Genomic DNA, 19820 nt, shown 5'->3' on the forward strand with positions numbered 1-19820 from the left:
CAGGATAGACATAAGGAGTACCGCAATGAGGATCACACTTTTTCGTCTCGCAACCCTCGGCTTTCTGGTGCTACTGGTTGCTCCGATCGCCGTCCAGTCCCAGGACCATGAGCATGACCACGAGGCCATGCACAGCAGTGGTGAACTGGATCCTCAGCGGTCCGATGAGGGCAAGTGGGCCAGCGATGCCTCGCTCCGGCAGGGGATGAACAAGCTCAAGGAGGCGTTCGAGCCGGCCCATGGGGCGTACCGCAACGACCGGTTCGACTCCGAACAGGCTACGGACCTTGCCGATGACGTCGAGGAAGCCGTCAATTTCATGTTCGCCAACTGCCAACTGCCGGGCGACGCCGATGCCGAACTGCACAAGCTGCTGGCCGCGGCACTGGGTGCGGCGGAGTCACTGCGGGGATCGGACGCCCCGCACGAGGGCCTGCACCAGCTTCACCGGGTTCTCGAGGCCTACCCCGAGTTCTTCGATCATCCGGGCTGGACCCGCTGACGAAAGCGCAGCAGCAGGGCGAACAGAACCAGCAGCGCTGAAGACCAGGCGCCGGCCGCCAGCAACAGGCCACTGTGGCTCGCTCCTCCGAGCAGGCGCCCTGAACGGTGTCAGAATGACCGAAGCTCCTTACACAGGAATCCGCCCATGGCCATGGAACTCGAGCTTGAAGACCTGATCGCAGCGCGGGAACGCATTCGCGATCGCATCTCACAGACACCGCTCGAACACAGTGAGACATTGTCTTCGCGCGTAGGCGCCGAGCTGCGGCTCAAGCACGAGAACCTGCAGCTCACCGGATCGTTCAAGTTCCGCGGCGCCAGCCACAAGCTTGCCCGGCTGGTCGCTGACGGTGAGCGCCCGGCCGGCGTTGTGGCGGCGTCGGCGGGCAATCATGCCCAGGCCGTGGCGCACGCAGCGCGCAGCCGCGACATTCCGGCCACCGTGGTCATGCCCGAGACTGCGCCGATGACCAAGGTGGCGGCCTGCCGCTCGCTGGGTGCAAACATCGAACAGATCGGCACCACGCTGGAAGAGGCCACCGAGCGCGCATACGAGCTGGCCAAAGCGCGGGGGCTGGCCTTCATATCACCCTACGACGACTGGGACATCATCGCCGGTCAGGCGAGTTGCGGCCTGGAAATGCTCGACGCCATGCCGGAGATGACGACGGCGGTCGTGTGCCTCGGCGGCGGTGGACTGCTGTCGGGCATTGCCCTGGCGCTCAAGCTGCAGCGCCCGGACATTCGCGTTGTCGGTGTCCAGGCGGATGCGGTTGCACCCTGGCGGCACTATCTCGACGACGGCGAGTTCGATGCGATCGAGCCGGGCTCGCGCACCATCGCCGACGGCATCAGCGTCAAGGCGCCGGGCAAGCTCACCCGCCAGGTGATCGGCGAGTACGTCGATGAAATCGTGACCGTCGACGACAACGCCATCGCAAGGGCCATCGTCACCCTTCTGGAGACGACCCGCACCATTGGCGAAGGCGCTGGCGTGGTCGGCCTTGCCGCGCTGCTCGAAGGGCGCATCGAACTGGATGCCGACGAACGCGTCGCTTGCGTGATTTCCGGCGGCAATATCGACATGTCCCTGGTCGGGCGCTCGATCGATTTCGGGCTGAGCGCCAGCGGCCGGCTGTTGAGCATCGCCGTGACCCTCCCTGATCGTCCGGGCAGTCTCTCCGGCCTCATCGCTGAGGTGGCCGACCTGGGCATGAATGTCCGCGAAGTGCGCCACCGCCGCGGCGAAACGCATGTGCCGGTCGGCTTGACCGAGATCACCCTCGAACTGGAAACCCGCGACGCGGACCATCAGCGGTCACTGTTCGAGCGATTGCAGGAGCAGGGACTGAGCGTGCGCGTCCTGGCTGCATGAGCGAATTCACCGACAGGAGGCCGGGATGACCCGTTCGAAGATCCGCCTGCAACGAATTTACGACGAACCTGACGCACCCGGGGGTACACGCGTGCTGGTCGACCGCGTGTGGCCGCGCGGGATTTCGAAGGATCAGGCCGGTCTCGACCACTGGTTCAAGGAACTGGCGCCCTCGACCGAATTGCGAAAGTGGTTCGGCCACGACCCGAAACTTTGGGCCGCGTTCAAGCAGAAATACCGCAAGGAGCTCGAGGACGACGACAAGCGGGAAAAGCTCGAGGCGCTCGCCGAACTGGCTGCCTCAGGGCCGGTCACGCTGCTGTTCGGCGCGAAGAACACGGAGCACAACCAGGCGGTCGTGCTGCGTGAAGTACTCGAGGAAACGCTCTAACCGCGCTCGTCGCGCACGCGCTGCTGGGCGTGCCGGAAGGCGTCCTCGATCTCGGAGTTATCGAACATCGGCATCGGCTGGTCCGGCTCCGGATCGCGCAGAACGTAGACGGCGCCGCAGTATTCGCAGGCCTCACGGCCGGAGCGGTGGACCGGTACGTAAACACGCGGGTGAGCGTTCCAGACCTTCATTTCCGAAGTCGGGCACGACAGCGGCAGGTCTTCCCAGCCGACCTCGTACTCTTCCTGCCGGCAGGCGGGCTTGAGTTCACCTTCCTTGCGCTTGGCTACCATCTTGTCCTCTCGACGACGCAAACAGATCCAAAACGATATGGTACCCGCTCGAGCCGTCTCAGGGGATGGCACGGCCGCGATACGGCGCCTGATCGATATCAATTCCGGCCTTCGCGGCTGGTGCTAGTTTAGAGCGATGTCTGAAAAGAGCGATACGAAGATGAAAATCGACGTGGCGATCGTCGGCGCCGGACCCGCCGGCCTGTGTCTTGCCCGAGCCCTCGAGGGACTGGGCCTCGAAATCCGCTTGTTCGACGGCAACCCGCGCGAGCAGCTGGCCAACCCGATCGAGGATGGGCGCGAAATCGCCCTGACCCATGCCTCCCAGGCCGTACTCGAGCGACTCGGAATCTGGCAGCGGCTGGAACCGGAAGCTCTCAGCGCGCTGCGCGACGCGGCCGTGTTCGACGGCGAATCGGCTCGTCCCATGCGCATCACCCATGCCGACGGCGGGCATGAGCGACTCGGCACCCTGGTCGCCAATCACCACATTCGCCGAGCGGCCTGGGAGGCGGTGGCCGACCAGGACGGCGTGGAAGTCGAGGCCGGCGTCACCGTGGACGCCACCGAACTCACGGCAACGGGGCGGTATTTGGATCTCTCTGACGGGCGCTCGGTCGAAGCCGACCTGGTGATCGCCGCCGACTCGCGTTTCTCGGCCCTGCGGCGGGCCGCCGGGATCGGGGCGCACATGCGCGATTTCGGCCGCAGCATGCTACTGGCGCATGTCACGCTGGAACAGGAGCACGACCACGTCGCCTGGGAGTGGTTCGGCTACGATCGTACCCTGGCCCTGCTGCCGCTCAACGGACGGCGCGCCTCGGCGGTGATCACGCTGCCCCACGAACAGGCCCGGAGACTGGCCGAAGTCGACGAGGCCGATTTCAACCGTGAAGTGACCGGCATGTATCGGCACCGTCTCGGTGAGATGCATCTCGACGGCCAGCGTCACCTCTATCCGCTGGTCGGCGTGTGGCCCGACCGGCTGGTGGCCGAGCGACTGGCAACCGTCGGCGATGCCGCCGTGGGCATGCACCCGGTGACCGCCCACGGGTTCAACCTCGGACTGACCGGTATCGAGATTCTCTCCGGCGAAATGCAGCGCGCTGCCGAACACGGAATGCCGGTTTCCGATCGCAGCGTGCTGGCCGCCTACGGGCGGCGTCACCGTCGCGCCAGCCTGCCGCTCTACCTGGCCACGGCGACGGTCGTCGGGCTCTACACCGACGATCGCATGCCGGCCCGCTTCCTGCGCCGCTCGGCCTTGCGCGTTGCCAACCGGGTTGGCCCCTTCCGCCAGGCCTTGGCTCGCCAACTCACCGGAAAGGGCGGTCTCCCGGGGCCGCTGGCATTACTGCGCGGGTCTGCTCGATGAGCCGGCGCATCCTGATCATCCAGGGTCATCCCGACCCGGCCGGCGAGCATTTCGGCCATGCCCTGGCCGACGCCTACCGCCAGGGGGCGGAGGCCGCGGGGCATCGCGTCGAGCAAGTGCGCCTGGCCGATCTCGACTACCCCATGCTCTCCAGCGAAAAGGAGTGGACCGATGGCGAGGTACCCGAGTCCCTGAAGCCGGTCCAGGCGAAGATACGGGACGCAGACCACCTGGTGTTCTTCTTCCCCCTCTGGCTGGGTACCCTGCCGGCCCGGGTCAAGGCCTTCCTCGAGCAGGTCATGCGGCCGGGTTTCGCCTTTGCCGCCGATGCACGCGACGGTATCGGTGCGCGCCATCTCAAGGGCAAGTCGGCACGGGTGGTGATCACCATGGGCATGCCCGGCCCGGTCTATCGCTGGTTTTTCGGCGCCCACGGTTACCGCAACCTCAAGCGCAACATCCTGCATTTCTGCAGTATCAGGCCGGTGCGGCGCTGCTTCGTCGGTGGCGTGGCCGGCAAGAACGATCGTGGCCGTAAACGCTGGCTCGAGCGGATCGAATCGCTGGGGCGAAAGGGCGCCTGAAACGGCGGGTGGGCGAGTCGTCCTAATCCTGTGCAACCGCGGTGATCCTGCCGCCGGTTGTGATCAGGACAAGTTCGCCGTCTGCGCCGATGTTGAAGCGACGAACACTGCCGAGCAGGTCCAGAAAGCGGGATTCGAGCTGCATGCGCGGTTCGCGGCAGGCCATGCGGGTCGACGCCGCAGGGCTGATCGACAGGCCCTCGCCGCCAAGCTCGTAGTCGGCGGTGAAGCGGTTGCAGGCCGCGCGACCGCTTACGCGGTCTTCGGCGTCGAACGCAATCGTGATCATGACTTCCTCATCGTCTGCTCCCGTCTCGGGAACCGCTTCTCCATCGAGCCGGGTGACGCGCCAGTCCGTGCCAAGCAGTAAGTCCCGGGGCCGCCCCCCGCAGCCGTCCAGCCGGCCGCCGTCGAACTGCACCTCGACGGAATAGGGGTGCGGCATGCCGGTTGCCGAGTCGCGGCAGACGCTTTGCCCGAACGCCGCCAGGATGGGGCCGTTGTCGCCGATGCCGCGAAAGCGTGTCGTCAGCCCGCTCGAGCCGCTCCCGATCAGGCTCGCCTCCGTAGAGGTCTGCCCATAGTCGCTGGTCAGTTCGATGTGGTCATCGTCGATCGTGACCTGCCAGCCGGGTTCATTGCCGCCGCCGGACAACGGGGGCTCGAGTGCGGTGACCCGGCGGCACTCGGGTCCGGGTTCCTCATCGCGTATGAACTGAATATCGCCGGACTTTTCGTGGATGCCGATTCCCGAATCCCCCACCGATTGGTAGCGCAGCCCGGAATCGGCCGGTACCGGTTCGAGGGCATGGAGCTGGCGGTCGACCGCCAGAAAAACCTGCTCGCCGACTGCACCGAACATCAACCCTGTCGAGTCGCACTGCCAGCTCTGTCCGAAACCCGCCTCGAGCGGATGGCGCAGGTGAATTCTTTCCATCCGCGCCCGGCCGTCCCGCGGCAGGACGAGTGTCGGTCCGGTCAGTCGCAGCAGGCGATCGCCGGAGAGGATGGCCGCACTCAACTCGTACAGCACGGGATCGCTATTTTCGGGTTCGACGGTGAACCCCAGGGGAATGGGCACCTGGTGACCTTCCAGGCGCGTGCTGAAGCGCGTCAGCGTGGTGCGGCCTTCGCGACCGACGGCATCGACGGCCACCAGCAATTCGGCATCCCCCGGCAGGGCGACGCGCTCGGGATAGAAGAGTTCGGCCTCGATGAAGAAGGGCTCGGACGCGTCGACGCCGGGTTCCCCGTCATCCGACCGCATGTCGACCGTCCAGGTGCACCCGGCCAGCCAGAGTGTTGCTGCCGCCAACATCGTCCCACGCATCATCTCGGAGTGCTCCTCGCTGGTTCTGCCTACTGAAGACCATCATTCCTGCCCCGGGTTCTACGGTCAATCTTCGTGGGTCTCTGCGATAATGCGTTCATGGACGAACTTGACGGTACCCGGCTTCTGCAAGCGCTCTCGCGCGTGCTTGGAAGCGCCGGCCTCATCAGCGCCGGGGAGGATCTGGCCCGCTACGCCGGAGAGCCGCGCGGACGCTATCGAGAGACGCCGCTTGCCGTGGTTCGCCCGGGCAGCGCGCAGGAAGTAGCCGCAGTCGTGTCGCTCTGTCGCGAGCACGGCACGGCAATCGTGCCCCAGGGCGGCAACACCGGTCTGGTTGGCGGTCAAAGCGTTAGATGGGCCGACCGGGAAGTCATTCTGAGCCTGGAGCGGATGCGTGAGGTTCGCCGAGTCGATGCCGAAGGCGCCTTCATGATCTTGGAGGCGGGCTGTACGTTGGCGAGTGCGCAGGCCGCTGCCGAGAGCGCCGGGTTGCTGTTTCCGATGAGCCTGGCTTCGGAGGGCACGGCGACCATCGGCGGCAATATCGCCACCAACGCCGGCGGCCATCTCACCATCCGTTACGGCAACATGCGCCAGCAGGTGCTGGGGCTGGAAGTCGTGCTCGCCGACGGTCGGATCCTCGACGGGCTCAAGGGGTTGAGAAAGGACAACAGCGGCTACGATCTCAATCAGTTGTTCATCGGCTCGGAGGGTACGCTGGGCATCATCACCGCCGCCTCGCTCAATCTCGTTTCCGCCCCACGCCAGAGCATGACCGCCTTTATGGGCGTACCCGATCTGCCGGCCGCGCTCACCCTGCTGCGATTGCTGCGGCGGCATCTGGGAGAGACCGTCTCGGCGCTGGAGTTGATGCCGCGCCTGGCCATGGATTATGTGCTCGACTACCTGCCCGATGCGCATGATCCCCTGGTACGCGAGCATCCCTGGTACCTGCTGCTGCAGGCCGATACGGCCGTGGCCGGGGACTGGCTGCAGGACGCTTGTGTCCAGGCGCTGGAACGAGCCGCCGACGAGGGCGTGGCGGCCGATGCCGTTGTCGCCGGAAACGATACCCAGGCCGAGCAGCTCTGGCGGCTGCGCGAAGCCATCTCCCCGGCGCAGAAAGTCGGCGGGGTCAGCCTCAAGCACGACATCTCGGTGCCGGTGGCCGCCATCCCGGAATTCGTCGACGAGACCTGCAGCGCCCTGGCCGAGCGCGTGCCCGGCATCCGGCCCTGCGTGTTCGGTCACGTCGGCGACGGCAATCTGCATTTCAATCTCAGCCAGCCCGAAGGCATGAATGCGGAGGCGTTCAGGGCCCTGGAAGCCGACTGCAACCGCATCGTGTTCGACGCCGTGATGCGACATCGCGGATCGATCGCCGCCGAGCACGGTATTGGCCAGCTGCGTGCCGAAGAATTAGTCCTGCGTACCGACGCCGTGCGGCTTGACCTGATGCGGCGGCTCAAGTCCGCCCTCGATCCCGAGGGGCTGCTCAATCCCGGCAAGATTCTCACCGAAGGCAGCCACGGAAGCTCGTCATGCGGGTAACCGTTATCGGCGCCGGCGTAGTCGGCGCCTGCACCGCGCTGGCGCTGGTCGAGCGCGGATTCGAGGTGACGCTGATCGAGCAGCGCGATCGGGTAGCCGAGGTGAACAGCCACGCCAACGGCGGCGGTGTCACACCACTGCATTCCGAGCCCTGGAACGGCCCCGGCCTGGCCGGCAGCCTGTTGAAATACATGGGCCGGGCCGACGCGCCCTGGCGGCTGCCGCCGCAGAGACTGCCGGGGCTGGGCCGCTGGGGCGTCCGCTTCCTGGCGCAATCGCGCCGCTCGCCCTTCATGGCGAACGCACGCGCCAATATCCGCCTGGGCCTGTACTCGCAGGATCGACTTCGCGACTGGCGGGATCGCTATGCCATCGACTACGCGCAGACCACGGCCGGGTCCATGCAGCTCTACTTCAACCGGGCAGCCTTCGACCGCGCCCTGGCGATGCGGCGCGAGTTGATCGATGGCCTGGGCGAGGTCGAACCGCTCGATGTCGAAGCCGTCGTCGCACGCGAACCGGCACTGGCGCCCGTGGCCGATCGGCTGGCCGGCGGGCTGTTCTACCCGACGCACGAGTCGGGCGACGCGGCACGCTTCGCCCAGGGTGTCGCCGAAGCAGCCGGGCGGCAGGGCGCGCAAGTACATCTTGGAGAATCGATCCGCCGGATCGTTTGCGACAAACAGAAATTGACCGCGGTCGAGACCGATCGAGCGACGATCAAGGCGGACGCCTGCGTGATCGCCGCCGGGCCGGCAACGACGGAACTGCTGCGCCCGCTCGGCATACGGGTACCCATCCAGCCCGTACGCGGCTACTCGGCGACCTTCGAACTGGAAGATACCCATGCCTTGCCGGCGCTGCCCCTGCTCGACACCGCGCGTCGTTTCGTGACCCTGCGCCTGGGCGAGCGCGGCTTGAGGATTGCCGGCTTGGCCGATTTCGCCGGCCATCGCCGCGCCATTCCGCCGGCGAGAATGGACGTCCTGTTGAACAATGCGCGCGAGCTGCTGCCGGCCCTGGCCGAACAACTCACGCCGGCTGCCGGAAGGCTATGGTCCGGGTTGCGTCCGGTCACGCCCGATGGGCGCCCCTTGTTGGGGGAGACCAATATCCGGGGTCTCTATCTCAATGCCGGGCACGGGCCCATGGGTTGGACCATGGCCTGCGGTTCGGCACAGATCCTCGCCGACCTCGTCGACGGACGCGAACCGGCGCTCGATATCAGCGACTACCGCGCCGACTGCTTCGGCCGGCGTGCCGCCTGACCCGCGCAATCTTCAAAACAACGCAGAGATTCAGGATTCGGGATAGGCCACCAGGCCGAAGCCGCCTTTGTTGCCGAGGTGATCATCGCCGACAAGCACAAGTTCAAGGCCATTGGGACCGTCAGCCATGTATCCGCGGCCGTGGTAAGTGCCCGCCTCGAAATCCACCAGGCCCGCATCGCCGTCGGGCAGACGAACTTGGCCGGTGAAGTGACACGCCTTGTCCGTGTTGCCGTAGGAGACCGGCATTTCGATGCACAGACTGCCGTCGGCGCCGATTTCAAGCCAGCCCGTGGCGCCGCCCGGGGTCTGGTCGCTCATCGGCACCTCGTAGCGACCGGCCAGTGCCGAAAGCGTCAGAGGCGCGACCAGCGACTTGTCGGTTTCGGTGGCCGGCGACCAGGTCAGCGTCCATTCACGGCTGTCGCCGTCCAGCCACCGCAGCTCGCCACCACCAGTCGGGCCGAACCACTCTCCGCTTGCGGCGAAGTGGTCGCGGACTTCGGACCAGGGAAAGGTCCAGTACATCTTGCTGGCCCGGCCTTCGTATTCGAATGACGAGTTCGCATCGACCGGCCGGCCCAGCACCACCCAGGGCAGGCGGGCGCCGACCCACATCGGGCTGGGGATGGGATACCTGCCGCGGTCCATGCCCCAGAGCCGACCCTCGAGATCGACCACGGCTTGGAAGTCCTCGTCGATGCCGTCTTCGGCTTGCGTTCTTCCGATGTACAGGCCGGCCGGTACATCACCGGGTGATGGCGGCTTGCAGTCCAGGCCGTGGGTAAAGGCCAGACGCTCCAGCGGCATCGAACCGCTGCCAAAGGCGGGATCCGACGAATCCCAGCGCAAGGTCGCCTCGACGCAATTGTCGAACTCGAGATCGACTTCGCCCCATTGCGGCGCTTCGAAATTCGCGGGATCGAACATGCCAAAACGCATGCCCTTTGGCGCGTAGGCCGTTCCCTCGATCGCGCGACCGGAGACTTCCCCTTCGATGTAGAGCGTCATCGGATTGCCGTCTGTGTCGAAGACATGCCAGACGACGATGGCAAGTTCCGGATTGGCCAGGGTGACCGAGAGGCCGTGCCCGGATTGGTCGGGGTTGTACCAGTGGCCGCTGATGCCGCCGGGCAGCGCCGCCGGGGCGGTTGATGCCAGCGACAGGGCGGTCGCTAGGATCAGTGCGGAGACGAGGTGCTTCATGGGATTGCCTGCTACATGCCAAACGGATGACCAGTCTAGCGCACCCCCCCCCAGCACAACGCATGCCAACAAAGAGATCCCGGCCCGGCCTTGATGGGCGTCCGAGTGTTATGCGCTCAGTGGCCGGTCGGGGGCGGCATTCCTGTCGTCATCGGCCGCGCACACGCGATTACGGCCCTGGCGCTTGGCGCGATACATGGCCGCATCGGCGCGCTTGATCAGGTCGGCGACATCGTTTTCGCCGTTGAAAGCAGCCACCCCGAAGCTGATGGTCACCGGAACCTCGTGGCCATCGCAGTGCAGCGGTGATGCGGCGATGGCTGAACGGATTTTCTCGGCAACCTTCATCGCCTCGGCCCGCCCGGTCGCCGGCAGAAGGATCAGGAACTCCTCGCCGCCCCAGCGCACCGCCCGGTCTTCGATGCGGATATTCGAACGCAGGATCCGGCCGATCTCGGTCAGTACGGCATCCCCGGTGCTGTGGCCGAAGCGGTCGTTGACGTGCTTGAAGTGGTCGAGGTCGCCCAGGATCAGAGCGAAGGTCGAATCGTGTCGGCCGGCGCGGGCCATCTCCATTGCGATCTGGTCCTCGACCTCCCGTCGGTTGCTCAACCCGGTCAGCGCGTCGGTCGTTGCCAGTTGCCGCAGCTGCTCGTCGAGCACCAGCATGCGGATTCGCGTCTGGTAGAAGACCTCCGAAATGATCAGCGCGATCACCGCCATCATCAGCGGGTCGAACAGGGTCACGACAACATCGTGCAAGGAAGCGCCCAGCGCATGGAGCCCGAGCAGTGTCGCTGCAAACGGCAGGCCGAAGAGCACGAGCAGCTCCCGCCCGCCTCGCAGCGAGATCAGCGAGACCGCGAACGTGGTCATGATCAGCCCCTGGATCATCCGATCGAGCGAGGCTGCCCCGTGGAGGTAGTCACTGGCGAACATGCCGAACATCATGCACATGATGCTCAGGCTGAGCAGCCTGAGCACGACCGGCGCGCCGCGGCCGTCGGGATGCGTGAAGCACCACGCCAGGGTCGCCAGCGCCGCGAAGACCACCAGCGAGCGCCATTGGGCGTGCAGCCACAGATGCTCCGTGGGGGCATGGTCGAGCCGCCATTCCACGAACTGGTAGAGAGGGACGATCAGAAGCGCCAGCCCCGATGCTGCCAGCGCCATCGTGCGCGCCATGTGCCGGCGTTCGGCGCGCATATCCGGCAGGTTGTCGTTCGTCGACATGGTTGGGTTCATTGCTGAGTGGTCTCGTGGGCGCTTGCGACGCAGGGATAGTTTAGAGTACAGGGTCGACCCGCGTTTTGACCCTGGACAAACCGACCTGCAGTCGGATGATTCGACCGAGTCAGGAGACTCCCAATGTATGAACCGTTGCCGGGCAGTCGTGAGCTCTTTTCCGGGCTCCAGACCGATGTCTATGCCAACCATGCCTCGCTGTCGCCGCCTTCGGAGCCGGTACGCGAGGCGGTCGGCGCGGTACTCGCCGGTTATGCCGAGCAGGGTATGGCCTGGTACGTCGAGGAGGTGGCGCGGCGTGAACGCCTGCGCGATTCCCTGGCCGGGCTGATCGGTGCGCCGTCCGGCAGCGTGGCGCTGACGGCCAATACTTCGACGGGGATCATCGCCATCGCGCAGGGCTTGCGCTGGCAGGAAGGCGATCGGGTGCTGGTCTTCGACGGCGAATTTCCCACCAATATCACGCCCTGGCAGCAGGCGGCCCGACGCTACGAGCTCGAGGTGGTCTGGCTCAAGGCCGACGATTTCCGCGTCGACCGGGATGCGGCGCTCGAGCGTTTCGAAGCCGAGTTGAAGCGTGGTGTGCGCCTGGTGGCGGTCAGCGCGGTGCAGTTCACCACCGGCCAGCGCATGCCGCTCGAGCGCATGGGTGAGCTGTGCAGGCGTTACAACACCGAGCTGTTCGTCGACGCGATCCAGGCCGCCGGCATCGTGCCGCTGGATGTCGCGGCGATGGGCATCGATTACCTCGCCTGTGGTTCGCACAAGTGGTTGATGGCGCCGGAGGGGGTCGGTTTTCTGCACGTCGCAGCGGAGCGTGCCCCGGCGCTGGAGCCGAACATGGCCGGCTGGCTCAGCCATGAAAACGCTTTCGCTTTTCTCACTCGCGCGCCCGGTGAACTTCGCTACGACCGTCCATTCCGAACCGGTGCTCTGATGGCCGAGGCCGGTACCGCCAACACGCTCGGTGCGGCCGGGCTCGAAGCGAGCCTGCAATTGATCGAACAGCTGGGCGTGAACACCATCCATCGGCACGTTCAGACATGGCTCGATGAACTCGAGCCGCAATTGATCGAACGGGGCTTCGAGTCAGCCCGCATGACGGATGCTCAGGGACGCTCCGGCATTCTGAGCGTGCGTCCAGATGATCCCGCTCATGCGCCTGCCTGGGTTCAGGCGCTGGCCGAGCGCGGCATTGCCTGTGCCAGCCCCGATGGTTGGATACGGTTTTCCCCGCACTGGCCCAACGCTCTCGAGGAAGTGCCACGCGTCATCGCGGCGATCGATGCCATCCTCGCGGAAGGATGGCCGCCGCAAGACTGAATCGAGGGTCTGCGCCAGGTCGGGTGCCGCTGAGCCGGGCGTGCCTTACTCGACCGACAGTTTCTCGCGCACCGCCGACTCCAGGCTGGTCAGGCCGTGCGTCTTGCCGATCTCCACGGCCGACTCCGCGTCTTCGCCCTTGATCCACGCCGCGCGCAGGGCGTAGAGGGCGCCGATGCGGTTGCCCGAGGCGCAGTGCAGCAGCGCCGGATCATCGCCGATTTCGGCCAGGATGCGATCGAAAGCCGCAACCGCCTCGCGATCGAGATCGTCGGTGCTGCCGATCGGCACGCGGTGGTAGGTCATGGCCAGGGAATCGACCAGCTCGCTTTCGTCCCAGGCCTCGAATTCACCGATATCGCGGGCGTTGACCACGTGCTGTACCCCGGCTCTCTCAGCCGCCACCAGTTCGGCCGGGGTCGGCTGGCCGGTGATCATGCGGTTGGGCTCCGGGGTGTGCGCACCGTCGATATCGGGCCAGCGCATGGTCTCCTGCGTCGTGGCGCAGGCGCTGACCAGCAGCACGGCTGTGAAGAGGCTCAGGAGTTGTTTTCTAGCTGTCATCATTGGGCTCCTTTTTCTTGTCCCGGCGTGATTCGTTGCCCGAATCCGCTTCATCATCCGGATGCGGCCAGTCCATGCCCAGTTTACGGGCCCGGGCTTTCCATTTTTCCCGCGCGGCATGGCGCAGGTCCTCGACAGTGTCGCTCTCGTCGACGATCTCCATGCCCACAAGGGTCTCGAGCACGTCTTCCATGGTCACCACGCCGGCCAGGCCGCCGTATTCGTCGACCACGACGGCGAAGTGATCCTGACGGGCCAGCAGCTGGCTGAAGAGGTTCTGCAGCGAAACGAACTCGGGCACGAACAGCACTTCGCGCTTGAGTTCTTCCAGGGGTGTGTCGCCGTTCCCCTGTGCCTGGGCCAGCATGATGTCGGTCTTGAGTACGTAACCGCGGATGTCCTCGTCCGAATCACCGTAGACGGGGAAACGCGAGAAACTCATGGCCCTCGGGGAATTCATGATCTCGCTGACGGTCTGGTCGCAACGCACCATGACCACGGCGACTCTCGGCGTCATGATGTCTTCGACGCGGATCGCGCTGAATCGGATCAGGTTGGCGAAGATGTTCGATTCTTCTTCTCCGAACACGCCTTCTCGCGAACCCATCTGCGCAAGCACGCGGAACTCTTCGCGGCTGACGGTGGGTGCCGACTTGTCGTGCGCCAGCCAGCGTGTAATCAGCTTTGAAAGCTGCACCAGCGGCCAGGTGAAGTAGATCAGCGCGATGCAGCTGGCGGCGGTGAATCCGGCCAGGGATTTTGAGTGCGTGGCGCCGAGGGTCTTGGGAATGATCTCGGAGAAGACCAGGATCAAAAGCGTGACCACCGCCGAGGCAAGGCTCAGCCAGGCCTGGCCGAAGACCACCTGCGCCTGGGCGCCGACGCCGGCGGCGCCGAAGGTATGGGCGATCGTGTTGAGGCTTAGAATGGCCGCCAGCGGCTGGTCGATGTCGCGCTTTAGCCGCCGCAGCCGTTTGCCCGTTCGGCTGCCGCGTTCGTTGAGCACGGCAATATGGGCGGGCGTGATGCTCAACAGAGCCGCTTCCAGGATCGAGCAGAGGAAGGAAACGCCGACGGCGAGAAACAGGTAGAACGCCAGTAAGGCCATACCGCCTCAGATGATGAAATCCCTTCGCATTGTAGCTAACCATTTGCACACGGATGTGCAGGGCAGGGCTGTTGTGACTAGAAGCCGTAGATGCTGAAGCCGCCGTCGACCGGCAGCGTCTGGCCGGTGATGTAGCCGGCCGCCGGCATGCACAGGAAGGCGACGGCCGCGGCGACTTCCTCGGGGCGGCCGATACGCCCAAGCGGGGTCCGTGACAGTACGTCGGCCAGGAAATCGGGATCGTCGAGCACCTGCCGGGCCAGCGGCGTATCAATATACCAGGGCGCGACAGCATTGACGCGGATGCCGTCGCCGGCCCACTCGGCGGCGAGGTTGCGCGTCATCTGGTTCATGGCCGCCTTGCTCATGGCATAGGGTGCGCCGGTGCGAAGATGCTTCAGGCCGGCCACCGATGACATATTCACCACGCTGGCTGAACCGGCTGCCTTCAGACTGGAATGGGCGGCGCGTGCAAGCTCGAAGCTGGCCACCAGGTTGGTGTCAAGAATGCCGCGCAGTTCATCTTCTGAATACTTCAGCGCCGGCTTCCGGATGTTGTAGCCGGCGTTGTTGACCAGGATATGCAGCGGTCCATCAAGCTTGTCCAGCATCGCCCGGCGCGCTTGGGCATCGGTCACGTCCGCGGCAATGGCGTGGACCTTCCAGCCCGCCGTGGTCAGTTCATCCACGGCCGCATTCAGTCGGTCACGTCCGCGCGCCGCCATCCACACCTCGGCGCCGCGTTCGCACAGTGCGTGGGCGACGGCCAGGCCGATGCCGCGGCTCGCGCCGGTGATCAGGGCACGACGGCCCGCGAGGGACCAGAGTTTACTCATCGAATCGTTCATGCGCGCATTATCACCGGGTGAACGCGACCACTCAATGCAGCGCGGTACCATGAAGGCATTCATCGACGCGGGGCAAGCACGGGATGGAAATCGAGCAGATCGAGATTCGCGAGCATCTCAGTGGCCGCGAGCCATTCAGTTTCCTGACCGCAGAGGAACTCGAAGAGGTCGCGCGCTCGGTCGAGGTGAACTACTTCCGTGCCGGCACGGACATTGTCAGCCTGGGTGATGAAATCCGTGACCTGCACTACATCCGCAGCGGATCGGTGGAGCTGTTCCGCCGCAGCGGCGAACTCTACAACCGCCTGGGCGAGGGCGACATCTTCGGGCAGCTGGGCCTGCTCAGCAGCAAGCCCGCCCGGTTTCCCGCGCGCGCAGTGGAAGACACGCTCATCTACTTCGTGCCGGGCGATCTGTTTCGTCGTCTTTTCGACAGCAATGTCGCCTTTGCCGACTACGTCGAAGTGGAAGATCGCACGCGGCTCAGGCAGGCCGCGCAACAGCAGGCCGGCGACAATCCGCTGCTGACTCTGCGCACCGGCAAACTGGTCCGCCACCCGCCGGTATCCGTCAGCATCTCGACAAGCGTCGAAGACGCGGCGCGGCTGATGACCGACGAGCGCGTCACCTCGGTACTCGTTCTGGAAGATCCTGAAGAGGAGGGAGAGGCCAACCCGGTACTCGCCGGCATTCTCACCGACAGCGACCTGCGACGACGCGTCGTCGCCGAGGGTCTTCCGTCGAGCACGCCGGTGGGCAAGGCCATGTCGAGCAACGTTGCCTGCGTGCAGAGCAGCCAGTTCCTGTTCGAGGCCTTGCTGGTGATGCTGCGCGAAAACGTGCATCACCTGCCCGTGCTCGATCACCAACGGCCCGTGGGCGTGCTCGACCTGGCCGACATCATTCACCACGAAACACAGAACAGCCTGTTCGTGGTCCGCAATATCTTTCACTGCAACTCGCAAGAGGAACTCGAAGCGCTCAAGCCCTCGGTGGCGGCGAGTTTCATCCGCATGGTCAACGAGGACGCCAATTCGCACATGATCGGCTCGTCCATGGCCACCATCGGCCGAAGCTTCAAGCAGCGCCTGCTCGAGCTCGGCGAGGAAAAGCTCGGGCCGCCGCCGGTACCGTATTGCTTTCTCGCGCTGGGCTCGATGGCCCGCGACGAGCAGTTCGTCTACACCGACCAGGACAATGCCATGGTCCTGGACGACGAGTTTGATCCCGGGGCCCATGACGAGTATTTCCGGGAGCTGGCCCAGTTCGTCAGCGACGGCCTGCATCGGGCCGGCTATATCTACTGCTCGGGCGACATCATGGCCACGAACAAGAAGTGGCGGCAGCCGCTGTCGGTTTGGAAGAAGCAGTTCATGGAGTGGATCCATCGGCCGAATGCCGAGCGCTTGCTGCACAGCTCGATCTTCTTCGACCTCGACGGCGTAGCCGGGGCAACCAGCATGGCAGAGGAGCTGAAGGTGTTGATTGCCCGTGAGGCCAGCGTCGAACCGTCCTTCCTGGGTTGCCTTGCGATCAACGCCAACAATCGCACACCGCCCCTGGGGTTCTTTCGCGACTTCGTGCTCGAGCACGGCGGGCGCCACGAGAACTCGATCAACCTCAAGCGCCGGGGCACCGCACCGCTGGTCGATGTGATCCGCGTACACGCGCTGGCGGCCGGCTCACGCTCGCAGAATTCCTTCCGGCGGCTGGAAGATACGGTGGCCGCCGGCTTCCTGACCGCGAGTATGGCCGCAGACCTGCGCGATTCACTGGAGTTCATCTCCATGGTACGGGCGCGCCACCAGGCCTGGGACGCCGAACGCGGGGGTGAGGCCAACAACAATATCGATCCAGAAACCCTGTCGGCCTTCGAGCGGCGAAGCCTCAAGGACGCCTTCAAGGTGCTGTCCAACGCCCAGAAGTTCATTCGATTCCGCTACCGGCCGGTGCGGACGGGCTAGGCTGTCATGTTCCCCGGCAGGCAAGCGGCAAGCGCTCCGACAGACTGGCAAGCGCGATTCGGCGAACTGGCCGGGCAAAGCCGCGTGGCGTCGATTCGCGATTTCTATCGTCGCGGCAGTATCGCGGCCGATACGGCGATTGCCGAAGTGCCGCTGGTTGCCCTCGACCTGGAGACCACCGGGCTCGACGCCAAGCGTCACGGTATCGTCAGCATCGGCATGGTGCCCTTCTCGCTGGGGCGCATCCGGCCTCCGGAAGGCTACTACCGGGTGTTGAGGCCGCGGCGCGAGATCGACGAGCACTCGATCACCATTCACAACATCACGCATCATGAAATCACCGATGCTCCGGATCTGGAGGAAGTCGCCGATGAATTGCTCGAGGCGCTTTCCGGCCGCGTGGCGGTGGTGCACTATCACGCCATCGAGCGGCGCTTTCTCTATCAGGCTTTCCAGCGCCGCTTCGGGGAAGGTCTCATGTTCCCGCTGATCGACACGCTGCAGATCGAAAAGATCGTCACCCGGCGCCCGACGCTCAATCCCATGACCTGGTTTGGCGGTCGCCGGGTGTCGCTCAGGTTGGCCGACGCACGACGGCGTTACCACCTGCCTGAATATTCACCGCATCACGCGTTGACCGACGCGTTGGCGACTGCGGAGTTGTTTCAGGCGCAAGTTGCTTACCATGGCAGTCCGAATGATGTAGTTTCGGAGTGGTGGCTATAGGCGGATTTAAAAATTCGAAATTCCAAGCACCAAGTACCAAACAAATTCTAATGACCGAAATTTGAATGTTCGAAACGGGTGTGGTGCTGCAACTCTGCCGAGTAGTCGCTACCAGTTTCCGTTCAATGTGAACCACACCTTTTGCACATCGGCGCGGTTGTCGTCGCCGTCGAACTGTGCGGCCTTGACCTCGAAGGAGAGGCCGGCAACCAGGGGGCGTTTGACCATCAGGCCGTATTCTCGGCCGTATTGGCGTGAGCGCCGGTCGCTGCGGAAGTCGTGCAGCTTGATCAGGGCGGTCCACTGTCCCAGTTGCGTTCCGGCCGCCGCGTAGGTGTCGACCAGGCCGTCCGCCGGGGTGGCAAGGAACTGATCCGTCCAGCCGTTGTGGGCGTGCAGTGTGGCCAGTGGGGTCTGGAAGGAATAATCACCGTCACCGCCCAGCCGTTCGTGGCCGGCGAACCAGTGCCAGCCTTCCAGTTTCTGGGCGAGACGGGCATGGATGTAGTTCTGGCCGTCGACGTCGTCGAGTTCGCGGATGCCGTCCTGGCGGGCGAATTCGAGCCGATAGCTGAACGTCTGTACGCCGGGTAACGGGCCGGTCAGGCGCAGGCCGAGATTGCGGTGCGAGGCCGCGCGGTCGTCGAAGGCGATGCGTTGGGCGTATACGGCCAGGGTGTTTTCTCCGAGGGGCCGGGACAGGGTGCCCATCCAGGTGTTCAGATCCGCCTCGGCCAGGAGATCGTTCGGGTTGGAGGGGCCGAAGATGCGATGGGCCTTGTCGATCCAGCGCAGATCCACGCGCCAGTCGCCGGGCTCGAATCCGGCGGTCACGGCGTCAAAGGTCTGTTCGAGCTGGCGGAAGCCGACATTGCCCAGGAAGCGAACGTTGTCCTCGATCAGCCGCTGTCGGCCGGCGCGGATCGTGAATCCCTCGGGCCGCGCGTAGCCGACCCAGGCCTCGGAGATGTTTTCGTCGTCGGGGTCGGCGACGACCGGATAAGCACTGCGACTGTTGGCAGTGGAGTTGAAGTCCTCGCTGCCGATATGGCGGTTGGCGTGGGCCGTGACGCCGAATTGCCAGCCGGACCAGTCGGGGCTGACCAGGCCGATCCGTGCGCGCAGGGTCGAGGCGGTCGCGTCTTCGGCGAAGCGATCGTCATCGACCAGCTCGAGCCTGTAGCGCAGGTCGAGCGAGGGTTGCCACTGATCGGTTTCGGCAGCCGCCGTGGCGCCGGACAGGGCCAGGGCGATGGCAAGGCAGTATCGAATCGGTGAACACATGAATGGCTCCCGGAGGCATCAATGATGGGGCCAGTATCCCGGTTATCTGCAAAGTCGTATTTGACCCGCATCAAAGAGGGGCAGGAATTTCTAGCAGTCGCCGAGCGCCTTGAGTCCGGCCATGTCGAGAATCTTGACTTCACGCCTGCGCACTTCGATAAGCCCCATCTCTTGCAGGCGGCCAAACAGGCGGCTGACGGTTTCGAGCACGAGGCCGAGGTAATTGGCGAGGTCGGCCCGGGACATGCTCAGCGTCAACTGATCCGGGCTGCGTCCCAGACGACTCTGGCGCTTGCTCAGGCTGTGCAGGAAAAGCGCCAGTCGGCTGATGGCCTGGTTGCGGCCCATCATGGCCATGTGGTCGTGGTCGTCGCCGATCTCGCGGCTGACCAGGCGCATGAACTGGCGCTGAAGGCCGGGGACGGCCGCGCTGATGCGCTCGAGTTCGGCATAGGGAAGTCGGCAGACGCTGGAGGCCTCGAGCGCTTCGGCACTGCACTGGTGGCGTTCACTGGCCAGCGCGTCGAAGCCCATGATTTCGCCGGGCAGGTGAAAACCGAGAACCTGCAGTTCACCGCCTTCGGAGACCAGCTGCGACTTGATCGCACCCGACTTGATCACGTAAAGCGCCCGGAAGGGGGATCCTGCGTGATAGAGCGTGTCGCCGGCGGCGAGGCTGGTTCGGTCGGCGACCATCTGGTCGACACGGTCGACATCCGCGCTTTCCAGGCCCGCTGGGAGACAGAGATCGCGGAGATCGCAACGTGCGCACTGGCGCCGCACCTGGTCCAGGTCGAAGGCGGTATTGGTCACTGGCATTGAGCCCCTAGAAAACGCGGTCGCTTTTGTCGATGCACTCTAGCATATGCAGTTGATAT

At 64.9% G+C, this 19820-nt stretch carries 19 protein-coding genes; 10 read left to right on the plus strand and 9 right to left on the minus strand.

The window, feature by feature from the left end:
• Positions 1-25: 25 nt before the first annotated feature.
• From ACDC66_RS05165 to ACDC66_RS05175, 3 genes are all read left to right on the plus strand, one after another.
• Positions 26-502, plus strand: a complete 477-nt coding sequence (locus tag ACDC66_RS05165; protein WP_376695619.1) for a hypothetical protein — start codon at positions 26-28, stop codon at positions 500-502.
• Between the two features lie 147 nt (positions 503-649).
• Positions 650-1879, plus strand: coding sequence for a threonine ammonia-lyase (gene ilvA / locus ACDC66_RS05170; protein WP_376695620.1), 1230 nt, complete (start codon positions 650-652; stop codon positions 1877-1879).
• 25 nt (positions 1880-1904) lie between these two features.
• The gene (locus ACDC66_RS05175) at positions 1905-2270 is read left to right on the plus strand and encodes a DUF488 domain-containing protein (protein ID WP_376695621.1); all 366 of its coding nucleotides are present in this window, start codon (positions 1905-1907) and stop codon (positions 2268-2270) included.
• Here the strand turns inward: ACDC66_RS05175 and ACDC66_RS05180 are convergent.
• Positions 2267-2563: a zinc-finger domain-containing protein gene (locus tag ACDC66_RS05180; protein WP_376695622.1), complete on the minus strand. Its 297-nt coding sequence runs from the start codon at positions 2561-2563 to the stop codon at positions 2267-2269. The two genes, ACDC66_RS05175 and ACDC66_RS05180, sit on opposite strands and share 4 nt — an antisense overlap.
• A 160-nt stretch (positions 2564-2723) precedes the next feature.
• On the opposite strand from ACDC66_RS05180, the gene ubiM reads away from it, so the two are divergent.
• Together ubiM and ACDC66_RS05190 are read left to right on the plus strand one after the other, a co-directional pair.
• Positions 2724-3938: a 5-demethoxyubiquinol-8 5-hydroxylase UbiM gene (gene ubiM, locus ACDC66_RS05185; RefSeq protein ID WP_376695623.1), complete on the plus strand. Its 1215-nt coding sequence runs from the start codon at positions 2724-2726 to the stop codon at positions 3936-3938.
• The gene (locus ACDC66_RS05190) at positions 3935-4522 is read left to right on the plus strand and encodes an NAD(P)H-dependent oxidoreductase (protein ID WP_376695624.1); all 588 of its coding nucleotides are present in this window, start codon (positions 3935-3937) and stop codon (positions 4520-4522) included. Before ubiM ends, ACDC66_RS05190 begins: the two co-directional genes overlap by 4 nt.
• A gap of 22 nt (positions 4523-4544) precedes the next feature.
• On the opposite strand, the gene ACDC66_RS05195 is transcribed toward ACDC66_RS05190, so the two are convergent.
• Positions 4545-5855, minus strand: coding sequence for an META domain-containing protein (locus tag ACDC66_RS05195; protein WP_376695625.1), 1311 nt, complete (start codon positions 5853-5855; stop codon positions 4545-4547).
• A gap of 96 nt (positions 5856-5951) precedes the next feature.
• On the opposite strand from ACDC66_RS05195, the gene ACDC66_RS05200 reads away from it, so the two are divergent.
• Entirely contained in the window at positions 5952-7406 is a 1455-nt protein-coding gene (locus tag ACDC66_RS05200) for an FAD-binding oxidoreductase (RefSeq protein ID WP_376695626.1), read from the plus strand.
• Positions 7397-8674, plus strand: coding sequence for an FAD-dependent oxidoreductase (locus ACDC66_RS05205; RefSeq protein ID WP_376695627.1), 1278 nt, complete (start codon positions 7397-7399; stop codon positions 8672-8674). The genes ACDC66_RS05200 and ACDC66_RS05205 overlap by 10 nt, the downstream gene beginning before the upstream one ends.
• Positions 8675-8704: 30 nt before the next feature.
• Here the strand turns inward: ACDC66_RS05205 and ACDC66_RS05210 are convergent, their stop codons facing one another.
• The gene (locus ACDC66_RS05210) at positions 8705-9880 is read right to left on the minus strand and encodes a hypothetical protein (RefSeq protein ID WP_376695628.1); all 1176 of its coding nucleotides are present in this window, start codon (positions 9878-9880) and stop codon (positions 8705-8707) included.
• Positions 9881-9988: 108 nt separating this feature from the next.
• Positions 9989-11113: a GGDEF domain-containing protein gene (locus ACDC66_RS05215; RefSeq protein ID WP_376695629.1), complete on the minus strand. Its 1125-nt coding sequence runs from the start codon at positions 11111-11113 to the stop codon at positions 9989-9991.
• Between the two features lie 135 nt (positions 11114-11248).
• Here ACDC66_RS05215 and ACDC66_RS05220 point away from each other — a divergent pair, with 135 nt between their 5' ends.
• Positions 11249-12448, plus strand: a complete 1200-nt coding sequence (locus ACDC66_RS05220) for an aminotransferase class V-fold PLP-dependent enzyme (protein ID WP_376695630.1) — start codon at positions 11249-11251, stop codon at positions 12446-12448.
• A gap of 45 nt (positions 12449-12493) precedes the next feature.
• On the opposite strand, the gene ACDC66_RS05225 is transcribed toward ACDC66_RS05220, so the two are convergent.
• The 3 genes from ACDC66_RS05225 to ACDC66_RS05235 form a co-directional block, all read right to left on the minus strand.
• Positions 12494-13015, minus strand: a complete 522-nt coding sequence (locus ACDC66_RS05225) for a protein tyrosine phosphatase family protein (protein ID WP_376695631.1) — start codon at positions 13013-13015, stop codon at positions 12494-12496.
• On the minus strand, positions 13002-14120 hold the full coding sequence (locus tag ACDC66_RS05230; RefSeq protein ID WP_376695632.1) for a hemolysin family protein: 1119 nt from the start codon (positions 14118-14120) through the stop codon (positions 13002-13004). Before ACDC66_RS05230 ends, ACDC66_RS05225 begins: the two co-directional genes overlap by 14 nt.
• A gap of 77 nt (positions 14121-14197) precedes the next feature.
• Positions 14198-14956 carry an SDR family oxidoreductase gene (locus ACDC66_RS05235; RefSeq protein WP_376695633.1) on the minus strand — a complete coding sequence of 253 codons (759 nt, stop codon included), beginning with the start codon at positions 14954-14956 and terminating at the stop codon, positions 14198-14200.
• A gap of 95 nt (positions 14957-15051) precedes the next feature.
• On the opposite strand from ACDC66_RS05235, the gene ACDC66_RS05240 reads away from it, so the two are divergent.
• Entirely contained in the window at positions 15052-16932 is a 1881-nt protein-coding gene (locus ACDC66_RS05240) for a DUF294 nucleotidyltransferase-like domain-containing protein (protein WP_376695634.1), read from the plus strand.
• A gap of 6 nt (positions 16933-16938) precedes the next feature.
• On the plus strand, positions 16939-17658 hold the full coding sequence (locus tag ACDC66_RS05245) for a 3'-5' exonuclease (RefSeq protein WP_376695635.1): 720 nt from the start codon (positions 16939-16941) through the stop codon (positions 17656-17658).
• Between the two features lie 108 nt (positions 17659-17766).
• Here the strand turns inward: ACDC66_RS05245 and ACDC66_RS05250 are convergent, their stop codons facing one another.
• Together ACDC66_RS05250 and ACDC66_RS05255 are read right to left on the minus strand one after the other, a co-directional pair.
• The gene (locus ACDC66_RS05250; RefSeq protein WP_376695636.1) at positions 17767-18942 is read right to left on the minus strand and encodes an alginate export family protein; all 1176 of its coding nucleotides are present in this window, start codon (positions 18940-18942) and stop codon (positions 17767-17769) included.
• A gap of 90 nt (positions 18943-19032) precedes the next feature.
• Positions 19033-19755 (minus strand): helix-turn-helix domain-containing protein, encoded by a 723-nt coding sequence (locus ACDC66_RS05255; RefSeq protein ID WP_376695637.1) that lies wholly within the window; start codon positions 19753-19755, stop codon positions 19033-19035.
• Positions 19756-19820: the final 65 nt, after the last annotated feature.

The sequence above is a fragment of the Wenzhouxiangella psychrophila genome (assembly GCF_042310375.1).
Classification (GTDB): domain Bacteria; phylum Pseudomonadota; class Gammaproteobacteria; order Xanthomonadales; family Wenzhouxiangellaceae; genus Wenzhouxiangella.